19 protein-coding genes and 1 tRNA gene are annotated in these 23,562 nt (G+C 39.3%); 19 read left to right on the forward strand and 1 reads right to left on the reverse strand.

Annotated elements, in window-relative coordinates:
• Position 1: 1 nt before the first annotated feature.
• The 13 genes from HPE63_RS15975 (at position 2) to HPE63_RS16035 (ending at position 13,062) form a co-directional block, all read left to right on the forward strand.
• Positions 2-388, forward strand: a complete 387-nt coding sequence (locus HPE63_RS15975) for an ExbD/TolR family protein (RefSeq protein ID WP_188315311.1) — start codon at positions 2-4, stop codon at positions 386-388.
• Positions 389-550: 162 nt separating this feature from the next.
• The gene (locus HPE63_RS15980) at positions 551-1,450 is read left to right on the forward strand and encodes an energy transducer TonB (protein WP_188315312.1); all 900 of its coding nucleotides are present in this window, start codon (positions 551-553) and stop codon (positions 1,448-1,450) included.
• On the forward strand, positions 1,451-2,662 hold the full coding sequence (locus HPE63_RS15985) for a bifunctional folylpolyglutamate synthase/dihydrofolate synthase (RefSeq protein ID WP_188315313.1): 1,212 nt from the start codon (positions 1,451-1,453) through the stop codon (positions 2,660-2,662).
• Positions 2,663-2,720: 58 nt separating this feature from the next.
• Positions 2,721-2,795 (forward strand) — tRNA-Val (locus HPE63_RS15990).
• A gap of 154 nt (positions 2,796-2,949) precedes the next feature.
• Positions 2,950-3,678: a hypothetical protein gene (locus tag HPE63_RS15995; RefSeq protein ID WP_188315314.1), complete on the forward strand. Its 729-nt coding sequence runs from the start codon at positions 2,950-2,952 to the stop codon at positions 3,676-3,678.
• 136 nt (positions 3,679-3,814) lie between these two features.
• Positions 3,815-4,126: a DNA-binding protein gene (locus HPE63_RS16000; RefSeq protein ID WP_188315315.1), complete on the forward strand. Its 312-nt coding sequence runs from the start codon at positions 3,815-3,817 to the stop codon at positions 4,124-4,126.
• A gap of 9 nt (positions 4,127-4,135) precedes the next feature.
• Positions 4,136-4,588: a helix-turn-helix domain-containing protein gene (locus HPE63_RS16005; RefSeq protein ID WP_188315316.1), complete on the forward strand. Its 453-nt coding sequence runs from the start codon at positions 4,136-4,138 to the stop codon at positions 4,586-4,588.
• Between the two features lie 5 nt (positions 4,589-4,593).
• Entirely contained in the window at positions 4,594-5,256 is a 663-nt protein-coding gene (locus HPE63_RS16010) for a P-loop NTPase family protein (protein WP_188315317.1), read from the forward strand.
• Positions 5,257-5,649: 393 nt separating this feature from the next.
• Positions 5,650-6,216: a BfmA/BtgA family mobilization protein gene (locus HPE63_RS16015; RefSeq protein WP_188315318.1), complete on the forward strand. Its 567-nt coding sequence runs from the start codon at positions 5,650-5,652 to the stop codon at positions 6,214-6,216.
• Positions 6,217-6,703: 487 nt separating this feature from the next.
• A complete protein-coding gene (locus HPE63_RS16020; protein ID WP_188315319.1) occupies positions 6,704-9,958 on the forward strand; it encodes a SusC/RagA family TonB-linked outer membrane protein in 3,255 nt (1,084 codons plus the stop codon).
• A gap of 11 nt (positions 9,959-9,969) precedes the next feature.
• A complete protein-coding gene (locus HPE63_RS16025; protein WP_188315320.1) occupies positions 9,970-11,472 on the forward strand; it encodes a RagB/SusD family nutrient uptake outer membrane protein in 1,503 nt (500 codons plus the stop codon).
• 152 nt (positions 11,473-11,624) lie between these two features.
• Positions 11,625-12,530: a dihydrodipicolinate synthase family protein gene (locus HPE63_RS16030; RefSeq protein ID WP_188315321.1), complete on the forward strand. Its 906-nt coding sequence runs from the start codon at positions 11,625-11,627 to the stop codon at positions 12,528-12,530.
• Positions 12,531-12,612: 82 nt separating this feature from the next.
• Entirely contained in the window at positions 12,613-13,062 is a 450-nt protein-coding gene (locus HPE63_RS16035; protein ID WP_188315322.1) for a YhcH/YjgK/YiaL family protein, read from the forward strand.
• Here HPE63_RS16035 and HPE63_RS16040 read toward each other — a convergent pair.
• Complete coding sequence (locus tag HPE63_RS16040) at positions 13,052-13,774, reverse strand: FadR/GntR family transcriptional regulator (protein WP_188315323.1); 723 nt, start codon at positions 13,772-13,774, stop codon at positions 13,052-13,054. The two genes, HPE63_RS16035 and HPE63_RS16040, sit on opposite strands and share 11 nt — an antisense overlap.
• Positions 13,775-13,924: 150 nt before the next feature.
• On the opposite strand from HPE63_RS16040, the gene HPE63_RS16045 reads away from it, so the two are divergent.
• The 6 genes from HPE63_RS16045 to HPE63_RS16070 are packed head-to-tail and all read left to right on the forward strand — an operon-like array spanning position 13,925 to position 23,558.
• Positions 13,925-15,082: an AGE family epimerase/isomerase gene (locus HPE63_RS16045; protein WP_188315324.1), complete on the forward strand. Its 1,158-nt coding sequence runs from the start codon at positions 13,925-13,927 to the stop codon at positions 15,080-15,082.
• A 12-nt stretch (positions 15,083-15,094) separates the two neighbouring features.
• A complete protein-coding gene (locus tag HPE63_RS16050; protein WP_188315325.1) occupies positions 15,095-16,228 on the forward strand; it encodes a sialidase family protein in 1,134 nt (377 codons plus the stop codon).
• A gap of 42 nt (positions 16,229-16,270) precedes the next feature.
• The gene (locus HPE63_RS16055; RefSeq protein ID WP_188315326.1) at positions 16,271-18,331 is read left to right on the forward strand and encodes a family 20 glycosylhydrolase; all 2,061 of its coding nucleotides are present in this window, start codon (positions 16,271-16,273) and stop codon (positions 18,329-18,331) included.
• Complete coding sequence (locus tag HPE63_RS16060; RefSeq protein WP_188315327.1) at positions 18,324-20,927, forward strand: sodium:solute symporter family transporter; 2,604 nt, start codon at positions 18,324-18,326, stop codon at positions 20,925-20,927. The genes HPE63_RS16055 and HPE63_RS16060 overlap by 8 nt, the downstream gene beginning before the upstream one ends.
• A gap of 4 nt (positions 20,928-20,931) precedes the next feature.
• A complete protein-coding gene (locus tag HPE63_RS16065; RefSeq protein ID WP_188315328.1) occupies positions 20,932-22,440 on the forward strand; it encodes a sialate O-acetylesterase in 1,509 nt (502 codons plus the stop codon).
• 11 nt (positions 22,441-22,451) lie between these two features.
• Positions 22,452-23,558: an SGNH/GDSL hydrolase family protein gene (locus HPE63_RS16070; protein ID WP_188315329.1), complete on the forward strand. Its 1,107-nt coding sequence runs from the start codon at positions 22,452-22,454 to the stop codon at positions 23,556-23,558.
• Positions 23,559-23,562: the final 4 nt, after the last annotated feature.

A 23,562-nucleotide genomic window follows, 5' to 3' on the forward strand; every position in this document is an offset into this window, starting at 1 on the left:
CATGAAATTAAAAGGAAGAAATAAAATAAGTCCAGACTTCAGTATGTCGTCTATGACAGATATTGTTTTTTTGTTGTTGATATTTTTTATGTTAACGGCAAATTCACCCAATGCCTTGGATTTGTTATTGCCTAAGGCTAAAGGGAAATCCACCAATACACAGAATGTTTCGGTCAGTATAAATTCGAACCTGGAGTATTTTGTGAACAATGAGAGAATTAACGGAGAATACATTGAAATTGAATTAAAAAAGGCACTGGAAGGACAAGAGAAACCCACAATTATCCTTAGGGCAGAAGAGAGCGTTGCCATTAGAGAAGCGGTAAACGTAATGGATATTGCCAATAGGAACAATTATAAGGTAATCTTGGCCGTGCGACCTAATTAATGCCTATTCAGCATTATAATAACGCATATCATTTGTTTCTTTTTCGCTCATATTTCTCCAAAAAAGATAACCGTAGCTCAGGCTATGCTGATATTTTTTGTATCATCTGAACAAAAAATAATTCAAATTAGTAATACGGTATTTTAAAAGTGAATTGGCATTATGTCGTTTTTAGATACGAGACACAAGAAAAAATCATTCACGCTCACAACCGCCTTGTTGAGTGTACTTGTACTATTGCTTTTTTATATTGGAATGACTTATTTGGATCCCCCCATCGAAAACGGGATTTCCGTGAATTTTGGTACCATGGATTTCGGTATGGGGGATAACCAACCCAAAGAAAAAATAAGGTCTGAACCATTGGACATTCCAGAGCCCCCTAACGTACAAGAAGAGCAAGTTCAAGAAGCCGTGCCCGAAGAGGTACAAGAAGAGGTGGTTGAGAAAGATCAGCCAACAGAAAAAGTGCTTACCCAAGAAAGTGAGGAGTCCATCAAAATAAAACAGCAACAAGAAGCGAAACGAAAAGCGGAGGATGCAGCTAAAAAAGCCAAGGCAGAAGCCGATAGGATCGCAAGGGAAAAGCGCGAAGCCGAAGAACAGAAAAGAAAAGAACAGGAAGCAAAAAAAGCGGAGTTGGACAAGCTTATGGGCGGACTCAATAAATCGGATGGTACGGCATCAGGTAGCGAAGGTGATGATAACAGACCCGGTGATAAGGGCCAACCCGACGGGGACCCTTATGCAACCAGCTATTATGGAGGACCAGGTTCTGGAAGTGAAGGTGTAGGTTATGGTTTAAGAGGCCGTGGAGCACCAACAAGAAAATTGTTTAAGCAAGATTGCAACGAATCTGGGACGGTTGTAGTTAGAATAGAAGTAGATAGAAATGGTATAGTAACAAAAGCAGAACCTGGAGTTAGGGGCACAATGAATAGTGCAGCTTGTTTATTAGAACCTGCAAAAAAAATTGCTTTATCACATAAATGGCCTCCAGATTCAAAAGCACCTCCAATACAAGTTGGATTTGTAGTCGTCAATTTTAAATTAGGGGAATAAGTGACCTATAAGGAAACCCTGGCTTGGATGTTCGCCAAACTTCCGGTCTATCAAGATAAAGGCAAATCTGCTTACAATGGGAAAATGGACAATATCCTATTGTTTTCTGCCTTTTTGAAACATCCCGAAACAAAATTCAAAAGTATACATGTGGCCGGTACCAATGGTAAAGGCTCCAGTAGTCATATGTTGGCTTCAATTTTACAGGAGGCCGGTTATAGGGTCGGACTATATACCTCACCACATTTAAAGGATTTTAGGGAGCGCATCAAAATCAATGGTAAGCCCATCGGTAAGAAGCAAGTTGTTGGTTTTATAAAGGAGAACAAGGGTTTTCTTGAGAAAAACCAATTGTCTTTTTTTGAAATGACCGTTGGGATGGCCTTTTATTATTTTGCAAAGAAAAAAGTTGATATTGCAATCGTCGAAGTAGGATTGGGAGGACGGTTGGATTCTACCAATATCATTACTCCCGAAGTAGCGTTGATCACCAATATAGGAATGGACCATGTGGATATGTTGGGAGATACCTTATCAAAGATCGCTATGGAAAAAGCCGGTATTATCAAGGAAAGTATTCCTGTTGTTATTGGCGAATATCAGGAAGAAGTGGTAGAAGTCTTTACATCTATCGCTAAGTCGAAAAATGCAAGGCTTGTTTTTGCCGATCAGACAATACATAAAATTTACAAAACATCCCTGCTGGGGAATTACCAGTCCAGGAATATTAAAGGTGTAATTGCCGTTTTGGAAGAACTTAAGGCATTTGCAGTTAAAAAAAAGCATATAAAAAGAGGGTTGAAAAAAGTGGTCAAGAATACCGGATTGTTGGGAAGGTGGCAGATTTTAGATAAAAACCCCATGACTGTTTGTGATACGGCCCATAACAAAGAAGGATTATCCTATGTGATCAGGCAATTGGAACAACAGGATTTCGAAAGATTGCACATCGTCCTTGGCTTTGTTAAGGAGAAGGATTTAGAGGGTATATTGCCCCTATTTCCCAAGTACGCACAGTACTATTTTTGCAGGCCAAATATCATGAGGGGTCTCGACGTTGCAATATTGGCGGAAAAAGCCCATGAGCAGGGCCTGAAAGGGGATTCCTATAGCTCAGTAGAGGAGGCTTTCCGGGCAGCCAGTAAGAGAGCGGAAAAGGATGATTTTATTTTTATCGGAGGTAGCACTTTTACCGTAGCCGAAGTGGTTTGATTTTTTTTGATCTTTTCTTTTGGGTGAAAGAAAACTATTCTATATTTGCACCCCGTTAGGGCTCTTAGCTCAGCTGGTTCAGAGCACCTGCCTTACAAGCAGGGGGTCACTGGTTCGAATCCAGTAGGGCCCACATCAATAAAGACAAGGCTTCCAAGAGATTGGGAGCTTTTTTGTTTTTAAAGGGGTGAAACAAGGGTGAAACATTCATTCTTTGCATATATCTTCTTATCTTCATAATGGGCTCTCATGCGATTATGAAATCTACCTTTAAAAATACAATTATTTTGCTTTTCCGGCGAATCGATAAAGCGGTTTTCGATGTGTATCGAACAGGCAGGGCATGGAAAACCAAGAAAGTGCCACATTGGGTCGTTTTGGTTTTGGCGCTCGGGTTATATTTTCTTATACTTTGGCAGGTATGGCCGTTCCTGTCCGCTTCTGAAACATTAGCCCTCAAATATTTTGGTTTTTTCTTGGTGCTGGTCTTTACGATTTTGTTCTTGGGATTGGCAAAAATCTACGTTTCCAAGCTTCTTGATTATACAAGCCCCTATCCCATTCAAAATGAAAAAACCGGCGTAAGAGTTGACAATAGGAGGTTTGAGACACCCTTTCGTTTCTCTCAAATAGCACATAGGATTGATTATGAAAAGGCCAATCTCTTCAGAGACTATCTAAGAACAAGCCGGGAGGACTACTTAAAACTGTTATCGGGGAAACAAGTTTCCGCAAAATTGACATGGATGCCTTTGACGGATAGAAAACTACCCAACTTCCGGCTTTTTTTCGAGTTTCTGAACCATATCTCCGAAGAGAATCTGGAAGGGTACTATGGGGAGAACCTGGTGCGCCTCTGTACTTATATCACCCTTAACTTTAAATCAAAGGAACACGAATGGACGGTAAAGCAACTTCAAAAGGCCCATTCGGGTTGGAAAAACTGCAATCCCAAACGGCGGATGGACCTGAAAATCGATATCGAAAACCACCTTGTATTTCTTGGTCAATCATAAAATGAAAAGGAAAGTAAAGGAAAACAGAAGAAGCCTCTCCTTTACTTGATTTGCTGTGTTAGCGTATGCAAATTGCTTTCAAATAGTTCTATGGGCTAATCATGGAAAACGAGTGAAAACTTAATTTAAAAGCATTATGAACAAGCAAAATTCTTCCCTGGTACAATTACTTCTCGAAAAAATAGACCATCTGGATGAAGCTGCCCTGGTCAAGAAAAAGGTCTTTAACGTTACGAACTTGCAAATGTATACGGGTTGGAGTCTTTCTAAAATCTATAAGTTAACATCGGCGAGGTTGATTCCCTTTTCAAAGCCAACCAATGGGTCTCTGTTTTTTGAACGTGAAAAAATAGAGGACTGGCTGCTTCAAAATCCTTCCTATACCGAAGAGGAACTCCAAGAAAAAGTAAATTCCCATTTGAAAAAACATTATAGAGGTAACTCATAAGAAAGCACTATGAAAGCCACCGATAGAAATTTTCAGGGTATTTGGATTCCCAAACTGATCTATTTGAATACCGAGGTTAATTGGTATGCCAAGATTCTATTTCTGGAAATCCACAGCTTTACAGAGCACGGAAAAGAATGTTATATGTCCAACAAATACATTTCCTCATTTCTGAAAATCTCCGAAAGACAGGTCTCCCGATACATATCAGAACTAAAGGCATTGGGATGGATCGAGGAAGCGTCTTTTGATGGGAGAAAGAGATACCTAAGAAGTATGCTCCAATTCAGTTTCCGAACGGTCGATTCAGACTTGACAATTCTGTCTAGGCAGCATCGAAAGTTTTATCGTAACAGCATTGACAAAAATGACCACCATAATAAACCAATTACAAAACAACATAAAAAATCAATTACTTCTTTAAAAGAAAATATTGAAAATAGAAGTCCAATTTTAGAATAGGAAGCATGAAAAAGGAAATATCAAGGCTGTTGAAAAAAGAAAAAGAAATGAAAGGGCCGCTATGCGAACCGGGTATTTTTAAAAAGCTTTTTTTCAAAATGGCACAAGAGTTTTATGCGAAAAGTAACACGGACTTTGAAGTGGATATTGGAAATAAGAATTTTCTAGGGCACTTCTGCAAATATTGGAACCGGGATATGGCCTTTGAAGTTTTGGAAAACATCTCCCTGAGAAAAGGGCTATTGGTGTTTGGTTCGTACGGGACTGGGAAAACGTCAAGTTTTCAAATCATCCAAAATTTAGCAAAACACTATCAAGTTCGGGAACTGTGGTTTCCATCAATATCGACCCAGCAGGTAGTCGCCAAATTCAACCTGGAAAAGAATAAAGAGAACGTAATTCAATATTATTCCAGAGGGGTTTTTCTATTTGATGATCTGGGAGCTGAAATAGCCGGAAATAATATCTATCAGTATGGAAAGGAAGAAGTGTTCGTACGCATTCTGCTAAACCGCTATCGGGATTTTGAAAGCCTGGGTACAAAGACGCATATCACAACTAATTTAAGCCTAGGTGAGATTGAACAACGGTATGGCAAGCAACTGGCCGACCGATTTATTAAAATGTTCAACTTGCTGAAGTTAGACGGACCAAGTAGGAGGAAGTGACAAGGAAATGGAATACAGAATTAGCTTTAAATTTTACACTTTTCCTATAAAATGGAACAAGGTATTCCTGCAAGAAGTAAAACGAAGAAAAGGAATAGCAAGAGGGTAACGGGCTAAAGCCACGTTACGATACATAAATAATTGATTTTCAATGAATTGAAAATGATTTGGACTTCGCTCATCCGCTAAACTTGCGTCAAATAGGCTGGAAAGCCCTGAAAACACTGTAATAATTTACAGTATTCAGTTTTTATAGAAACAAGATAAGATTACTTAGAATATTGAAATTCAATAGGTTGAGAATAATTGTGAATTGGATAGGGATTTTCAATTGTGGCAAATTCAATAGAAAAGTCTCCTAAAGACCTATAAACGTTATAAAAAATTACTGTAATGGAAACAGATAACAAAAGGAAGAGCACATTTTCGGCCATAAGTATTAATCGAATAACCGCAGAGCGATTTCGGGCATACTCCAAGAGTGTTTCCAGATCACATTCGGAAACCATGGATATTATGATCGACTTTTTCGAGAAAACGAAAATCACGCCGAGGAATGAAGTCATGATTTCATTTATCAGGTTCCAGAACTATATGATAGGGCGGTTCGATTATTTGGAAGAACTGTTACGAACAATGGAGCGGGAACAAATAAGGCCGACCCATGATATGCTCAAAAGCCTATTCGAAGGAACGGCACTAAAGAAAAAAGAGCAACCCTTGCTTATGGACAAAAAGAACGTTAGAATGACCAAGGAGGAATGGGATATGGAAGAGGGAAAAATTTCGTTCGAAAAATACCTTGGCGCTATAAAGGCCAGGGGCAGGGACAGACGCGTTTTTTCGAAAGTTCTAGACAGTATCACCAAAGTTGAACCCACCTTTAGCAAACCTTATTTTAAATTGGAAATGGATGAAACAAAATTGGATGGTATCCGACAAGAGCTAAATGGGAAATAAGGAAACAAACCTAGTTTTGCACAAGCAAGATGCGCCCTATTTCGATTTCACTTTACGCTTACCTATCTGGACACTATAAAATCGAAATAGGATCCATGCGCAAAGTTTAGGGGTAAGTATTTGGGAAGGAAAGTAGTCATAATCATTGGTAACAGGTAATTTTCCCTAATACCCTTCCTGCTACCTAACGGTCTAAAAAACGATTGTTTTACTAGACTATCCTATATTTATTTTTGAATACTAATACACTCTATTTGCCCATTTTTGAATAACCCGGACGTTTTCATCCATTAAAAAACTCGGCGTTAATTTAGCCTAGATAGGATCCTAAATCCTTTGAACAATCTTACCTTAATTGGGAGCTCTTTTTAGTTAAAAGTTAAAAATCCCTTAAAATATTTTGGAGGATATTAAATATTATCCTAATATTGCATTATGTAATACATAATACATTATACACAACTAATTCAACCTAAAGACATTTAGTATGAGAAAAAAGAAGTTTAATATCAATTATCTGGTATTGATTTTGTTCTTAAGTGTGTCCTTAATAAGTTATGGACAAGAGCAGACAATCACAGGAACTGTAGTTTCAGCGGCTGACAATGTCCCTTTGCCTGGGGCCAGCATCATTATAAAAGGAACTACCACGGGTACCCAAACCGATTTTGACGGAAACTACACCATCAATGCCAATAATGGCGATGTTCTGGTGTTTAGCTATTTGGGATATAATTCAGAGGAAGTTACTGTTTCTAATGAAACTACCCTCAATATAGCGCTTGCCGAAAACGCTGCTATGTTGGATGAAGTTGTTGTTACAGGTTATGGTAGCCAAACAAGGGGTACTTTGACCACATCGGTTTCTAAATTGGATACTGAAATACTCCAGACTTCAACCAGGTCGAATGCGGCAACCGCGTTACAAGGGACAATTGCAGGTTTAAGGGTTACGAATTCTACGGGGCAACCCGGTGCTACACCCCAAATTGTTCTACGGGGGGGCACCAATTTTGATGGCACGGGTTCTCCCTTAATATTGATCGATGGTATACCAGGTTCATTTTTTGCTTTGAATTCTGACGATATCGAATCAATTGAAGTACTAAAAGATGCGGCTGCAACAGCCATTTATGGAGCAAGATCTGCCAATGGTGTTATTTTGGTAACCACTAAAACAGGTAAGGTTGGCAAAGCCTCCATTAATTACAGGTATAAGTACAGTATGAATAAGGAGCGGGATGATCAAAAATATCTTACCGCCGCGGATTTTTTGAATTATAATAGGCAAGGTCATGCTTATTCAGAACAGACTCGTGGTAACCCAAATTTTATTCGTCAATTTATTAATGGGGACAATTCTTTTGGAATAGGTGGCAACACTACGAATTCTCCCTTTACCACACAACTGCTAACCGCTGATAATCAATATCTTTTAAATCAACCGGGATGGAGTTCTATTCCTGATATTTTGGATCCTAGTCGGCAGATTCTGTTTTATGACAATAAAAACGTCGGTGACCGTATATATCAAGATAGTGAAACAAAAGATCATTATTTATCCTTTGATGGTGGTAACGAAAAAGGCACTTATTATCTAGGTCTTGGACTTTTGGATAATGATGGTCTGATCTTGGGGTCGGGTTTTAAAAGATACTCAGGTAAATTCACGGGGTCTTATAGGATTTCTGACAAATTAAAAGTAAACTCCAATATCTTATACTCACATTCCAACTTGAGTTTAAGTCCTTTAGGAAGTGACGATACAGTGTTCAGAAGATTTCAGGGACAAGCACCTACTTCAAGGGATTATGACAACAATCCTGATGGCACTTTCTCCGATATATATGCCGTAGGTCAAAACCAAGGTTTTGGTAACCCCTTGTATTATCAGGACAAGTTTGTTCGTAAAAATCTGGAACAGCGTTTATCCGCTTCGGTGGGAATTGACTGGAATATTTTGGAAAACCTAATCTTCTCGGTAGACGGAAGCCATTTTACCATCAATAACCATAACGAGAGCTTTAATAGGGCTTATAGGGTAGGAAGCACAACAGGTCCTTTACGTACAGGTCGTGAGGCATCGGTAAGCTTAGAAAGAACATTACGAAATCAGTTAACTGGGACTTTGAACTATACCAAAAAAATCGGGAACCATAATTTTAACGCCTTGATCGGCGCAGAGTATTTTAAGGATAATTTCTTTACCACTTCAGCGGGAACAAGAAATTCACCAACAGATCTAATCGAAACCTTGAATGCAGGAGCCGAAGCCGATGGTATTCCTTTTAGTTTTGAAACAGAATATGTTATTGCCTCTGCCTTTGGTAGGTTACTGTATGATTATGATAATAGATATTTATTGAGTTTCACCTTTAGAAATGATGGTTCGTCTCGGTTAGGGAACAATAAAACTGACTTTTTCCCAGGGGTATCAGCAGGTTGGAATGTTCATAATGAAGACTTTTTCAGTGATTCATCATTAAGTAAAGTTGTCAGTAGATTAAAACCAAGATTAAGTTACGGGGTTAATGGTAATCAGGACGTATTGAGCAATTATGGTGTTTTTGGAGCATACGGCAGTCAGGGTGTTTATAACGGACAAACAGGTTATGCCAACTCCCTTTTGCCCACATTGGATCTTCAATGGGAAAAGTCAACCACCTTTAATGTTGGTTTGGATATCTCGTTTTTTAATGAACGGCTTACGTTTATAACCGATGTTTATTCAAGGGATATCAAAGATAAACTCGCGGATCTTACCTTGCCTTTCTATACGGGATTCAGTAGTATATTAACGAATAACGGAACCATTAGAAACAAAGGTTTTGAGCTACAGGTCAATGGGGATATCATTAGAAATGAAGATCTGACCTGGAATGTGGGTGCCACATTTACCACCAATAAGAATTATGTAATAGATCTTCCAGAAAATGATAATGATTTGAATAGACAAGGGGGGGAATTAATATGGAACCCTAACAAGGGTGAAGAAGAATGGGTAGGTGGTTTTCAGGAAGGACAGCGATCGGGCAATGATCTTGTCGTAGCTTTTGAACAAGAACGTATTTATGCCAATCAAGCCGAGGCTGATGCGGATAACTCAATAACCGATGAATTTATGCCTGCAGCGAGTATCAATCAACGTTGGGCCGGTGATGCGAAATGGGTGGACCAAAATAGCGATGGAGTTATTAATGGACTTGATAGGAAAGTGATAGGACGAACCACGCCAAACTTCATTGGAGGTTTAACGACGAGCTTAAACTATAAAAACTTCAGTTTATTTGTCAAGACCGATTTTGCCACCGGGCATTTGGTTTGGAACCATATTAGGGCCAAAGGGTATGGGCAGACACAGGGTAATCTGAATCAACCCATAGAAGTATTGGAGTCCTGGACACCTACTAATACAGATACCGATTGGCCACGTATGGTTTTTGTGAATGATGCAAAAAATGTGTGGAGAGGAAATGAATCTGAAAGTAGTTTGCAAAATTTTGGAAATGAACAATTCTGGGAAAAAGGTGATTATTTAGCGTTACGGGAAGTAACCTTAAATTACAATGTACCAACGGAATATTTTAATGATGCCATTAAAGGCCTCAGTATTTATGTAACAGGATCTAATCTGCATTATTTTAAAAGTATGAGCGGTGATACCCCAGAAATTGGTGGCGTGCAATATGGAGCATTTCCTGTTCCAAAAACAATTACCATTGGACTAAACCTAACATTTTAAATTTTATAAAAATGAAGAAATATATATATATACTATTAGCTACGTTTGCTTTGAGTGCTTGCGAGAGCGAGCTCGAACTAGAAAGCCCCAGCGAATTGACTACGGCAGGTTTCTGGGATACGGAAGAAGGGGCAAGAACAGCACATACGGGATTGTATGCGAACTTAAGATCATCCGCCCAAGACTTTTGGTTATTGGGTGAGATGCGAAGTGATATTTGGGGAGGACGAACTTATGAGTCTGCCTTTAACACCAACCTGATAGAATCCAATTTCACGGAAGCCACCGCACCTTTTGGCGGATGGGCTGGTTTATATACCAGAATACATAGAATTAATGACTTCTTGGCAAATGCACCAAATGTATCTTTTGTCAATGAAGACGATAAGAACCATTTAATTGGACAAGCGTACGGCTTAAGAGCACTATATTACTATACACTTTTAAAAACATGGGGTGCTGTCCCTATTATTTTAGAACCTGTAGGCGCTATTGATCCTTCTGACTTAAGCAAGCCACGATCACCCCAGGCAGAAGTGATGAGCTTGATAAAGTCGGATATTGGAGCCTCTTTAATCGCTTTTGGATCAGACGATAGTTTTTGGGAAGATAGCAGGAATTTCTGGTCCAAGGCGGCCACATTGGCCTTGAAAGGTGATGTTTATATCTGGTCTGCTAATTTGTTGGGCGGCGGGAACGCGGATCTCAACGAGGCAAAAATAGCCTTGCAACAAGTTGCATCATTCGGGGTAAGTTTGGAAGCCGATATTTCCAGTTTATGGGGTGTAGAAAATGAAGGAAATAGCGAGTTCATTTTTGCCCTGCAATATAAGCGGGACGAAGCTTCCAATATATATAATAGTTTAACGGGCAGAAGTACGGAAATCAACCCTCAGTTTAATGATAAGGGAAGTTCTATGATCGATTTTGTAATTGCCGGCGCTAACAGATACGGGCAATCTGAAAAGACGATATTGTTGTTGGATGATAATGATGACAGCCGCAAAGATGCAACATTTATTAGGCTATATGTAGATGACAACGGAGGGGCTGGTTACCCAACGTATAATGAGCCTGCTTATTTTGGTTCTGTTTTCAACAAGTTTTTGGGACGGGTTGATGGTACCGAACGCATCTTTGAAAATGATGTGCCAATATATAGATATGCCGACATCCTTTTATTATTGGCAGAGGCAAAAAATTTGTTGGGGGAGGATCCATCCGGAGAGATGAACCAAATTCGTCAAAGGGCGTATGGTGCAAATTATGTAGAGGCCATTCATGGTTATACCAACGGTTCACAGACAGATAATGCCAATGCCATACTTGATGAGCGTTATAAGGAATTCATTGGAGAAGGTAAAAGATGGTGGGATTTGAGAAGGGCAGGAAGCAGTTTTGTTTTTGACAATATTAGTTTTCTTAGTCCTGGCGAAGAGTTTAAATTACTATTGCCCATCACAACAGATATGATCGGTAGAAACCCTGCTTTGGAACAAACCCCTGGATATTAAGTAAAATAGTTTTTGAGTTAGTTTTGAGTTAGTTTGAGTTGAGTTGTGTATTTAAGAAAAGATGCACAGTTTTGTGAAAGAGAGTTGTTCCCGGTTATTTCAACTCTCTTTTACTTTTAACCAACTTCTTTTAATACGATTAATACTTATTTATGAGTTTAAGAAATCTGATTGCCGCAACTTATGCACCAATGCATAAAGACACTTCGTTGAATTTGGAAGTAATTGAAGTTTATGGTAAATTTCTAAAACGGAACAAAGTAGCTGGTGCCTTTATTAATGGTTCTACTGGAGACTTTGCATCATTGTCCAGTACTGAGAGAAAGTTGATTGTAGAGGCATGGTCTGCAAAAAGACCTGATGATTTCTACATTATTAATCATGTAGGGCATACAAGTCTTAAGGAAGCCATGGAACTTACCTTACATTCGGCGGATAAAGTCGATGCCATCGCGACATTGGCGCCGTTTTATTTTAGACTGAATACGGTTGAGAAGTTAGTGGAATATTGTAAGAACATAGCCGCTTGTGCACCAAACCTACCGTTCTATTATTACCATATTCCAGATTTGTCCGGTGCACATCTTAAAATGATCGATTTTTTAAAAATCGCATCGAACGAAATACCAAACTTTGCGGGCTTAAAGTTTACCAAAAACGATTTGATAGATTTTAAATATTGCCTTGATTTTAAGGACAATGCCTACGATATACTTTTCGGGGTTGATGAGATATTCATCTCTAGCCTGCCACTAGGGGCAAAAGGATGGGTAGGTAGTACCTACAATCATTTGGCACCCCTATATTATAAAATTAAAGAAGCTTTTGAGCGTAATGACCATAAAACAGCAGCCGATTTACAGACCAAGGCCATGATGTTCGTTGATATTCTGAACGGTAAAGGAGGTTTTAACGGTGTGGCTAAAGGCTACTTGAAAACCTTGGGTGTTGATTGTGGTCCCAGCAGGTTTCCACACACTACTTTAGATGTTGAAGCTTACCTTGAAATTAAAAGTGAGCTTGATGTCATTGGGTTGCTCCCTTATATGAGCAAATAAATAAGCTCAATTTTCTAAAATTCATAAACAACATCAATGCAATGCTTTTTGCAAGTTGTTTTTTATTGCAGACCAACTTAAGATGATAATTGACAAAATCGAAAACGCCGGTCTTTATACGGGGATAAGCGAACGTATTAAAACCGCCTTGGATTATATTCAGAATACCGATTTCAGTATAATGGGAAATGGTAATTATGAAATTGAAGGGGATACAATTTTTGCCCTGATAAATGAATATAAAACCAAAAATGCAAATGAAAGCTTTTTAGAAGGACATCGTGACTATATTGATGTGCAATATATTGTAGAAGGGTTTGAGCAGGTTGGCGTTGTGATGCTTGATGGTCAAAAAGCAATTAAAGAATACGATGCCAATGATGATTTTGTATTGTTCACTGAAAAACATTCTTTGGTTTCACTTAAGAAAGATATGTTTGTCATTTTCTTCCCTGATGACCTTCATATGCCTGGTTTAAAAATCGGAAAACCCGCTTTGGTAAAAAAAGTAGTTGTGAAGGTTAAGATTTGAAGCTAGTAAGCACCCTTTCAAAATGTGGTTCTAAATGCTGCCTCATTGCAACTCTAAATGATTCCGGAGTTCCTTCGATCAATTCGTTCAACAAATCTCTGTGCGAAATGAATTTCCCTCCAGAATACCTGAATTTGCTGGCGTCTGGTAACATGTGGTCATGAACATATTGAAAAACAGGCAACAAAAGATCCTGAAAGCGCTGTAAGGTGCTATTATTTGATATTTGATACAACTTTCCGTGAAAGGCGACCTCATACTCCAAACTAAAAATAGTGGAATCTAGCCCGTTATCATCTTCATGAGAAACGATCCTGGAAAGTTCCTCTATATCTTTTTCTGTTTTTCTGGCAAACAACAGATCTGCCATTCCCATTTCAAGGATCAATCGTAATTCAAAAATATCCTTAAGTGTTTTGTCGCCTAATAAATTGGATTCCAGGACTTTTTCAAAATTTTGAATAATGTCCGGTTGGGAAAGTACCATGCCCTTGCGCTTTTTAGACTCGATCATGCCAATGGTCCTTAACCTTAAAAGGGCTTCCCGGATTACTGTTCTACTAACGCCTAATGCCTCGGCAAACTCTAATTCTTTGGGAATCTGATCCCCGATTTTTAGATTATTCTCCTTGAAATATTCTGTTAGACGAATTTCAACTTTATCAACTAAGGAAAGATTTGATAGGGGTTCTAGCTTGGTGAGCTTTGCCATTTAATTAACTTTTGGTAAAACAATTAAAAATTGAAAATGTCAGCATAAATCAATATATTTGTATTATGTATGACATAATGATAATATCTACAAGATATTACAAATTTATGATATGTGCTAATTTAATGTTTCCATTAATTATTTTTAAGGATGAAGTACTCAAAATTATATAGAGAGACATTACTTAATGATATTGTTCCCTTCTGGACAAACAACTCTTTGGATCAAACGAATGGGGGATACTATACTTGCCTGGATACCAAGGGAAAAGTCTATGACACGGATAAATTCATTTGGTTGCAAGGTCGCCAAGCCTGGACTTTTTCGATGCTTTACAATAAGGTGGAAGAAAATAAAAAATGGTTGGATATTGCAAAATCAGGGATTGATTTTCTTGTGAACCACGGAATGGACAAAAATGGGGATTTCTATTTCTCAACCACAAAAGAGGGCAAGCCATTAGTTCAACCCTATAATATTTTCTCAGATTGCTTTGCTGCCATGGCTTTCAGTCAGTACGCCATAGCCTCTGGTGATGAAGAAATAAAGGAATTGGCGAAGCAAACCTACTACAATATCCTTAAAAGAAAGGATAACCCAAAAGGTATTTATACCAAGAATACGGGGACTAGACCTTTAAAAGGTTTTTCGTTACCAATGATACTATCCAATTTGGTTTTGGAGCTTGAAGACATCCTAGATCCCGAAGAAGTGGATAGAACAATTGACTTTAGCATCAACGAAGTAATGAATGTATTCCTTGATAAGGATTCCGGTCTTATTTATGAAAACGTTCTGCCCGATGGCAGTCACGATGATAGTTTTGAAGGCCGACTTCTAAATCCCGGACACGGCATTGAGGCTATGTGGTTTATGATCGATATTGGCGCGAGAAGAAAGGATCGAAATTTAATACAAAAAGCTACCGAAACCATACGCAACATTTTAGAACACAGTTGGGATAACCAATACGGAGGTATTTATTACTTCTTGGATGCCAAAGGCCATCCCCCCCAACAATTGGAATGGGACCAAAAACTTTGGTGGGTGCATTTAGAGTCCTTAGTAGCTTTGGCCAAGGCCTATGAGCATACCAAGGATGAAAGAATCTATAGTTGGTATAAAAAAGTCCATATATATTCTTGGACACATTTTTCAGACCCTGAAAACGGTGAATGGCATGGCTACCTAAATAGACAAGGTGAGGTTTTGCTCAATCTCAAAGGAGGGAAATGGAAAGGGTGTTTCCATGTGCCAAGGGCTATGTATCAGTGTTGGAAATCATTTGAAAAAATCGAATCTAAATAAATTAATAAAGACATGAGAAATAGTATTGTAGCATTCATTATTCTTTTAATCATAACATCATGTTCCGCCCAAAACAAAGCATATCAAATTTCCGATGGGATGATCCAAATTCATGATCTGTTCAATGCTAGTACGAATGATAGCGTAGCTTGTTACCGGATACCAGCGATTGTGACTGCACCAAACGGGGATCTGATTGCGACCATTGACGAACGAGTACCTTCTTGTGGCGATTTAAAGTGGAGCAAGGATATTAATATTGTAATGCGAAGAAGTGAAGATAATGGCAAAACATGGTCTGTTATTGAATCTATTGTCGATTTTCCCTTTGGAAAATCAGCTTCCGACCCGTCCATGATCGTTGACCAAATCACTAAAGAAATCTTCTTGTTTTATAATTATATGAATCTGGATACCGAAAAGGATATTTATTATTTACACGTTATGAAAAGTGCAGACAACGGAAAGACCTGGAGCGAACCAAAGGATATAACCTCGCAAATTGCGAAACCTGAATGGCATGGAGACTTTAAGTTCATTACCTCTGGCAGGGGAATACAGACAAGTAACGGGAAACTCTTGCATTGTATGGTGAACTTAAATAGTGGCATGCATTTATTTGGCAGTGATGACCATGGCGAAACATGGTTTTTAATCGATACACCCATAGCCCCGGCAGATGAATCCAAAGTAGTTGAGTTGGTAGATGGAAGTTGGATGGTAAATGCGAGGGGCAATGATAAAAAAGGCGTTAGATATATACATACGTCTTCTGATGAAGGCAAAACATGGACGACAAAAGCAGAACCCCAATTAACTGACCCAGGCTGCAATGCAAGCATTGTGCGATATACAGCCATTAAAGATGGGTACACTAATAACCGACTCCTGTTTGCCAATGCCAATTCTGAAAAAGGACGTAAGAATATGACGGTTCGTGTGAGCTATGATGAGGGTAAAACATGGTCTGACGGCAAAACAATTTATAAAGGACCCTCAGCCTATTCTTCATTGACCGTCCTAAAGAATGGTGATATCGGTTTATTCTTTGAAAAAGATGAATATACAGCGAATGTGTTTACGAGCTTTTCCTTAGAATGGTTAACAGACGGTAAGGATAGGTACGAAGAACCTAAGAAAAAATAGAATTACTATTGCTGGGAATACCAAATCATTGAAACAAGGAGTATGACAATTAATTCGAAGCCACGCCGTATTATCTGGTTTCTAATACCTTTTATTCTTTTATCATTAGGGTGTACGAAGAATTTGGGTAATGCGGATATTGCTGCAAGATTTCCAATTATCCCAACACCAAAGGAAATGGTCTATGGGCAAAAGGAACTTTCATTTACTTCAGTTTCAATGGATACTTTAGCTTTCCGCAAAGCTTCAAGGGACTTGAACTCTTTTTTTCTTAGGCAGGGTTTTGTTGTAAATGACGATGGCCTGAAAATTACTTTTATAAAAGACGATACCGACGATAAACTGGATAACGAAGGTTATAGTTTACATATCGATAGTAATGTATTGATCAAAGCCTCTACCGAAAAGGGTGCGTTTTATGGCGTGCAAACCCTAAAACAGATTTTTAGAAAATCAAAGGATACCGGCAACTTTCCTGTATTGGACATACGCGATTGGCCAACGTTTAAAATTCGGGGTTTTATGCACGATACGGGAAGAAATTTTCAATCCATTGCACAGTTAAAAGAGCAGATTGAGGTTTTGTCCCAATATAAGTTCAACGTTTTTCATTGGCATTTGACTGACGATCCGGGTTGGCGTTTGGAAAGTAAAATATATCCTGAATTACAATCGAATGGAGCTTTTTCCCGACAACAAGGCAAGTTTTACACCCAAGAAGATTTTAAGGATATTCTTGCATTCTGTAAAGAACGAAATATCACGGTTATTCCGGAATTTGATATACCTGGGCATACGGCCGCCTTTAGAAAGGCCTTTGGTATTGACACCATGAAAGATGCGAAAGTATTACCCATTCTTTTGGATCTGTTCGATGAACTCTGCGGGCTGGCAGATGAAATCGAAATGCCCTATATCCATATGGGTACCGATGAAGTCAGGAATAAAGAGGAATATGTTTCCAACGATTTCATTTTGAAGATAATGGATCGAATTAAATCACATAAAAGGGAAGTCATCGTTTGGAAAGAGGGTATAAACCTTGCCGCCGATTCATTGTCTATCAACCAACTATGGGCGCAGCACCCACCAAAAGAAGACCATCGTTTTATAGACTCACGCGCCAACTATATCAACCATTTAGACCCTTTTGCGGGCATGTCGCGCCTCTATTTTCAACAGCCTTGTCGGCAGCCTAAGGGCGATTCATTGGCTTTAGGAGGGATACTCTGCGCATGGCCAGACAACAGAATTGAAAATGAAAGGGATGTCCTTACGCAAAATCCCATTTACCCTTCCATAGTTTTTTATTCCGATGCCATTTGGAACGGAAGAGAAGAAGATTATAAGGAATATTGGGCCAAACTGCCCCCAATGGTTACGCCTGAATTTAAGGCGTTTAAAACATTCGAGGACAAAGTATTGGCACATAGGGATGCATTTTTTGAAGGAAAGGAATTCCCTTATGTAAGGCAATCGGATATTCAATGGAAAGTTATTGGGCCATTTGAACATAAAGGCGATTTGTCAAGAACTTTTCCTGTGGAAAATGAATTAAAAGATAGTTACAAAATAGATGGCCGAACCTATGAATGGAAAGATTCAATTGTCGGAGGAACAATTCACTTGAAACATTTTTTTGGATTCCCTGCTTTGACCGAAACAAAAAGTGGCACCTATTACGCTTATACAGCTATTTATTCTCCTGATGCTAGAGTTCAGGATTTTTGGATTGGTTTTCAAGGTTGGTCACGTTCGGGAGGGCGACGAGGAGGGCCATTTCCAGAAATTGGGCAATGGCATACCACAAATCCTAAAATTTGGATAAACAAAAAGGAAATAGAACCGCCTAAATGGAAACAGCCTAGTTTAGGGGTGAAAACAGATGAAATACCCTTTATAGACGAGGATTATTTTTATCGTGAACCTACAAAGATTAACCTAGATAAAGGCTGGAACAGGGTTTTGTTGAAAATACCGCACGGAGGCAATTCGTGGAAATGGATGTTTACCTGTGTGCCAGTGGATCTTACTGAAAAAGGTGTTCGCGAAGCGACCGGACTTAGATTCAAAACCAAGTTTAACGTTGATGAAAATGATTAGTAAAAAAATTATTACCGTAGTAGCATTACTTTTTATCTGTGTTAATGTAGGTCTAGGTCAGGAAATTCCTAAACTTAAGATTACCGAATTACCCAGTTTGCCGGCCCAGGAAGAAGGAATGGCTTCCCTAGGGTATGCGGGTATGATGGGTGGGGTACATGACGAGGTTATTATAGCAGTTGGTGGCGCGAACTTCCCCGAAGGATTACCTTGGAAAGGTGGTAAAAAAGTCTATAGCGATAAGATTTACCTACTCAAAGATAATCAATGGCAGTTGTCTGGGCAGACGTTGCATTCGCCACTCGCTTATGGAGCTTCGGTGTCCATTCCTCAAGGTATTTTAATTATCGGTGGTGAAGACGGAACTACAACTAGTGATCAGGTAGTTCTAATAACGTATGATCCTACATCCAAAGATATCGGTATTGCCGACTACCCTTCCTTACCCGAAGCCTTGGCGTATTCAGCAGCAGTGGTCGAAGAAGATTTTGTTTATGTGGTAGGAGGTAAGAATGATAAGGAAAGTGTCAACTCATTCTATCGAATGAATTTGAAAGGGAAGAATAATTGGGAAAAACTGCCCGATTTTCCGGGTTCTCCGAGGGCGCTGCATGCAATCGCCGTACAAGAAACTAAAGATTCAAGAAAACTCTTCGTCATCGGCGGACGCAATCAAATCACCGGAAAGAAGTCAGAGGCTTTGACCGATTACCTTTCCTACGATCTAAAGGACGGTGTCTGGAAGAACGAAGGTGCCCTTTTGATTGATGGTGCCCCAAGAGTATTGATGGGAGCCTCAGCGGAAACCATGGGTTCCATGCACCTGATGGTCTATGGCGGTTCCGACGAGGTATTGTTCAATGAACTGGAAAATTTGGCCTTGCAATTGGGCCAGGAGCAGAACGATTCCCTAGTTGCAAAGTTAACAGGTAAAAGAGATGAAATCCTAAATACCCATCCCGGCTTTTCGAAAGAAATTTTGGGCTACAATTCCATAACAAATAAATGGTTCGTGTACGATGATTTGCCCAACCAAATTCCCGTGACCGCACTTTCATTTAAAAAGGACGATGAATTTATTATCATCTCCGGAGAAGTATCCCCCGGAATACGAACACCCAAAGTCCTGAAATACAAAATAGCAGAGGCCGTTGAACCGTTCGGTATCATCAACTATTCGGTTTTAGCACTCTATCTTTTGATTTCGCTTGGTATCGGGATTTATTTTATGCGCAAACAAAAATCCACGGAAGATTACTTTGTAGGTGGTGGTCGTATTCCATGGTGGGCCTCAGGTCTAAGTGTCTTTGGAACCTTATTGAGCGCCATAACGTTTATGGCAATCCCTGCCAAGGCTTTTATTACGGATTGGTCTTTCTTTTTTCTAAATATTACAGCTATTTTGATAACCCCGGTAATCGCATTTATTTTTATTCCATTTTTTAATAAACTCAAAATACGTACTGCTTATGAGTATTTGGAAGACCGTTTCAATTATTTGGCACGTGCCTTTGGTAGCCTGTCCTTTATTTTGTTCCAATTGGGACGTATAGGCATTGTATTGTTGTTACCATCTCTTGCCATTTCAATAGTCACTGGAATTCCCGTAACAACCAGTATTTTGATAATGGGTGTACTCTGCATTCTATATACCACCTTTGGAGGTATTGAAGCGGTGATTTGGACAGATGTCTTACAGGTCATAGTGCTTTTGGGAGGAAGTGTTTTGGCCGTAGTTTGGATTATGTTGCATACCGAAACTTCTTTTGGCGATATGATTACCTATGCTTCCGAACGCGATAAATTCAATATTGCAAATCTGGAATTTGATTTTACCGAATCGACCTTTTGGGTGGTCTTTATCGGTGGTTTGGCTTCTGCCATGGTTACCCAAGGTACGGATCAGACCATTGTGCAGCGTTTCCTGACTAGTTCCGATATTAAGAATTCCCAAAAAACATTATACACAAATGCGGTGTTGACCCTACCGGCCACTGTTATCTTTTTTGGCTTGGGAACCTTGTTGTTCATTTTCTATTCGGAGATGCCTAATGCGTTGTCCCCGGCTATTTCAAATAACGATTCCATCTTTCCATGGTATATTGTCCGGGAGCTACCCATTGGGGTTTCAGGTTTATTGGTAGCCGGAATTTTCTCGGCCGCCATGTCGAGTATCAGTAGCAGTCTCAATTCAGTGTCAACGGCCTATTGTAATGATTTCCACGCGCATTTTAGACCGGAAGTAAAAGACAAGAAGTTATTGCGAATCGCTAGAATTGCAACTGTTGTCACAGGGGTCTTGGGCGTGTTATTGGCCCTTTGGATGGCGAGCTCCAATATCAAATCACTTTGGGATCAATTTTATCGATACCTAGGTCTTTTCACTGGAGGTCTGGGAGGTATGTTCCTATTAGGGATGTTGACCAAAAAAGCCAATGCAACAGGAACGTTGTTGGGTCTGGTGGTAAGTGCCCTTTTAATTTGGTATATAAGTGTTTTCACCGAAATCAACTTTTTAATGTATGCTTTTTTCGGGGTAGCTTCCTGTTTTATTTTTGGATATATTTTTAGTTTGATTTTTAAGGATAAAACCTAAGGAAATGAGACTTGCTTTATTGGTCTTTCTGGTCTTTAGTACAAGTATCACTTCAGTCGGTGCCCAATTAAACGTATCGGAAATTTTTACCGATAACATGGTTCTACAGCGAAATAAGCCCATACACCTATGGGGAAAAGGAACGCCAGAAGCTATGGTAAAGGTGAAATTAGCAGACGAAAGTTATAAAACCAGAGTTAGGCAAGACTCCACTTGGAATATATTTTTTGAAAAGCAAATAGCGAATTCAAGCCCACAATCAATCATAATAGAAAGTGAATCACAAAAGATACTTCTGAAGAATATACTAATCGGGGATGTATGGCTTTGTATTGGTCAATCTAATATGGAATGGCCTATGGCCAAAGAAATGTATTTTGAAGAAGAAAAAGAATTTGCTGATCAACCGCTACTTCGATATTACAATCCGACCTATGCCGGTAAAGGCATTTTCAACAAATCTTTTACAGATTCGGTATTAAAACTACTTAGAAAGAGAGACTTTTACAAGGGCAATTGGGTGGAAAGTGATGTTAATTCCATCAAACAGATGAGTGCGGTTGGATACTACTTTGGGAAGGAATTACTTGAGAGCGAACGTATTCCCATTGGGCTGATTAATATGTCTATCGGTGGAGCCCCCATAGAAACCTTTATTGGCCACGATGCCATGGCTAGTAATCCTCGGTTCTCTGAAAAATTGAAAGGAAATTGGTTACACAATAATGCTTTGCCCGTATGGATTCGAGAAAGGGGTCAACAAAATGTTGGTAAGATCAAAGTGATACATAAGGATGAACTTGGTCCAAACCATGCGTTTAAACCTGGATTCGCTTATTCAGCTGGGCTTGAACCGCTATTCAAGATGCCAATAAAAGGAATTATATGGTACCAAGGGGAAAGTAACGCTCAAGAGTTGGAAAGGGTAAAGGAGTATACAGAATTACAAAAACTGATGATTAAGGATTATCGTAAACAGTGGAAGCAGCCCAAAATGCCTTTTTATTGGGTGCAGCTTTCTTCCATTGATTTAACGCACTATAATTCAAAATATTGGCCGGTATTCAGAAATGAGCAAAGAATAATGATCAACGAAATAGCGCATGGAGGAATGGCTGTTTCAAGTGATATCGGCGCTAAGAACGATGTGCACCCCACGAATAAAAGGGATGTAGGGCAGCGATTGGCACGATGGGCGTTGCATATGCCTTATGGTAAAAAAGTCGTGCCATCCGGACCATTGCCCAAAGAAGCTACCTATAAAAATGGTAAAGTCCTTATAGCTTTTAATTATACTGCCAATGGTTTAAAGACTTCTGATAATAAGGTAGTCAGGGGCTTTTCTATGGACGGGAAACATGAAGTGCCAACTACTTTAAAAGGGAATACGGTTGAGATACGTTCACGAAACAAGCCCGAATATGTATATTATGGTTGGCAACCCTTTACCGATGCTAATCTGGTCAATTCCGAAAATTTACCAGCATCCACCTTTAGGTTAGAAGTCAATTAAAACAGCGTAAAATGCTTCCATCATTTCGATTTTCAATACTACTCTTTTATTTTCTAGTTGTTTCAAACACCTATGGCCAAAAGGAAGGTTTAAAATGGTATTCATCGGATGATTTTCAGGTAATGGGCAAATCACAAAATCCCGAAAAGCTTCCTTTTCAACGTTTTCCAAAAGCTATGGAATCGGTGGTTCGGGAAAGAGTATGGGAACTCTCTAAGAACTCTTCTGGGCTCTATGTAGATTTCGTAACCAATAGTTCAATCATTGAAGTGCAATATCAGGTGGAAGGTGAAATGGCATTTCCGCATATGCCCGCGACCGGGGTAAGTGGCGTGGACATGTATGTTTTGGATGACAAAGCGGAATGGCATTGGGTACGAGGAAATTACGATTTTAGAGATTCAATTTTGTATTCATTCAGTGGACTGAAGGCCAATGTTTCGAAAAAGACAAGAATGTTCAGGCTATATTTCCCCTTATACAACACCGTTAAATGGCTTAGAATTGGAATTGATAAGTCCGGGAATTTTAGACAAATCAATACGATGACAACAAAGAAACCGATCATTGTGTATGGCACCTCCATCGTACAGGGCGCATGTGCCAGTCGCTCGGGAATGGCTTGGCCCAGTATTCTGGGTAGAGCAGCACAAATCCCGGTCATTAATTTAGGGTTTTCGGGAAATGGGCGACTCGAATCAGAAATCATTGATTATATAGCCCAGACGGAGGCATCGCTCTATATTTTGGATTGCATGGCCAATTTTACCTCTGGACAAGGGTTAGACCCGAAGTCCGCAAGGAAAAGATTAAAAAAAGCAGTTTTGGATATTAGAAAGAGACAACCCAAAACACCAATTTTGATTGTTGAACATGCTGGGTATTCCGATGGAGAGATCCAGCCGGGAAGATTAAGAATATATACTGATCTTAATAGGGCAACGAAAGAGGTTTATCAGGAATTGTTAAAAGAACAAATACCTGAAATTTATTTACTAAAGAAAGAAGAAATAGGTCTTGGATTGGATAGTTTTGTAGATGGGACCCACCCTAATGATTATGGGATGATGCAATATGCCAAGGCTTGTTTGGCAACAATCCGTGACATCCAGAATTAAGTCA

It is taken from the genome of Maribacter arenosus (genome assembly GCF_014610845.1).
GTDB lineage: Bacteria > Bacteroidota > Bacteroidia > Flavobacteriales > Flavobacteriaceae > Maribacter_A > Maribacter_A arenosus.

Bases quoted from the DNA above. Each gene is read 5' to 3' on its own strand.
- HPE63_RS15975 (WP_188315311.1), top strand. From the start codon at position 2: ATGAAATTAAAAGGAAGAAATAAAATAAGTCCAGACTTCAGTATGTCG.
- HPE63_RS15980 (WP_188315312.1), top strand. From the start codon at position 551: ATGTCGTTTTTAGATACGAGACACAAGAAAAAATCATTCACGCTCACA.
- HPE63_RS16000 (WP_188315315.1), top strand. From the start codon at position 3,815: ATGAACAAGCAAAATTCTTCCCTGGTACAATTACTTCTCGAAAAAATA.
- HPE63_RS16005 (WP_188315316.1), top strand. From the start codon at position 4,136: ATGAAAGCCACCGATAGAAATTTTCAGGGTATTTGGATTCCCAAACTG.
- HPE63_RS16010 (WP_188315317.1), top strand. From the start codon at position 4,594: ATGAAAAAGGAAATATCAAGGCTGTTGAAAAAAGAAAAAGAAATGAAA.
- HPE63_RS16015 (WP_188315318.1), top strand. From the start codon at position 5,650: ATGGAAACAGATAACAAAAGGAAGAGCACATTTTCGGCCATAAGTATT.
- HPE63_RS16020 (WP_188315319.1), top strand. From the start codon at position 6,704: ATGAGAAAAAAGAAGTTTAATATCAATTATCTGGTATTGATTTTGTTC.
- HPE63_RS16025 (WP_188315320.1), top strand. From the start codon at position 9,970: ATGAAGAAATATATATATATACTATTAGCTACGTTTGCTTTGAGTGCT.
- HPE63_RS16030 (WP_188315321.1), top strand. From the start codon at position 11,625: ATGAGTTTAAGAAATCTGATTGCCGCAACTTATGCACCAATGCATAAA.
- HPE63_RS16035 (WP_188315322.1), top strand. From the start codon at position 12,613: ATGATAATTGACAAAATCGAAAACGCCGGTCTTTATACGGGGATAAGC.
- HPE63_RS16040 (WP_188315323.1), bottom strand. From the start codon at position 13,774: ATGGCAAAGCTCACCAAGCTAGAACCCCTATCAAATCTTTCCTTAGTT.
- HPE63_RS16045 (WP_188315324.1), top strand. From the start codon at position 13,925: ATGAAGTACTCAAAATTATATAGAGAGACATTACTTAATGATATTGTT.
- HPE63_RS16050 (WP_188315325.1), top strand. From the start codon at position 15,095: ATGAGAAATAGTATTGTAGCATTCATTATTCTTTTAATCATAACATCA.
- HPE63_RS16055 (WP_188315326.1), top strand. From the start codon at position 16,271: ATGACAATTAATTCGAAGCCACGCCGTATTATCTGGTTTCTAATACCT.
- HPE63_RS16060 (WP_188315327.1), top strand. From the start codon at position 18,324: ATGATTAGTAAAAAAATTATTACCGTAGTAGCATTACTTTTTATCTGT.
- HPE63_RS16065 (WP_188315328.1), top strand. From the start codon at position 20,932: ATGAGACTTGCTTTATTGGTCTTTCTGGTCTTTAGTACAAGTATCACT.
- HPE63_RS16070 (WP_188315329.1), top strand. From the start codon at position 22,452: ATGCTTCCATCATTTCGATTTTCAATACTACTCTTTTATTTTCTAGTT.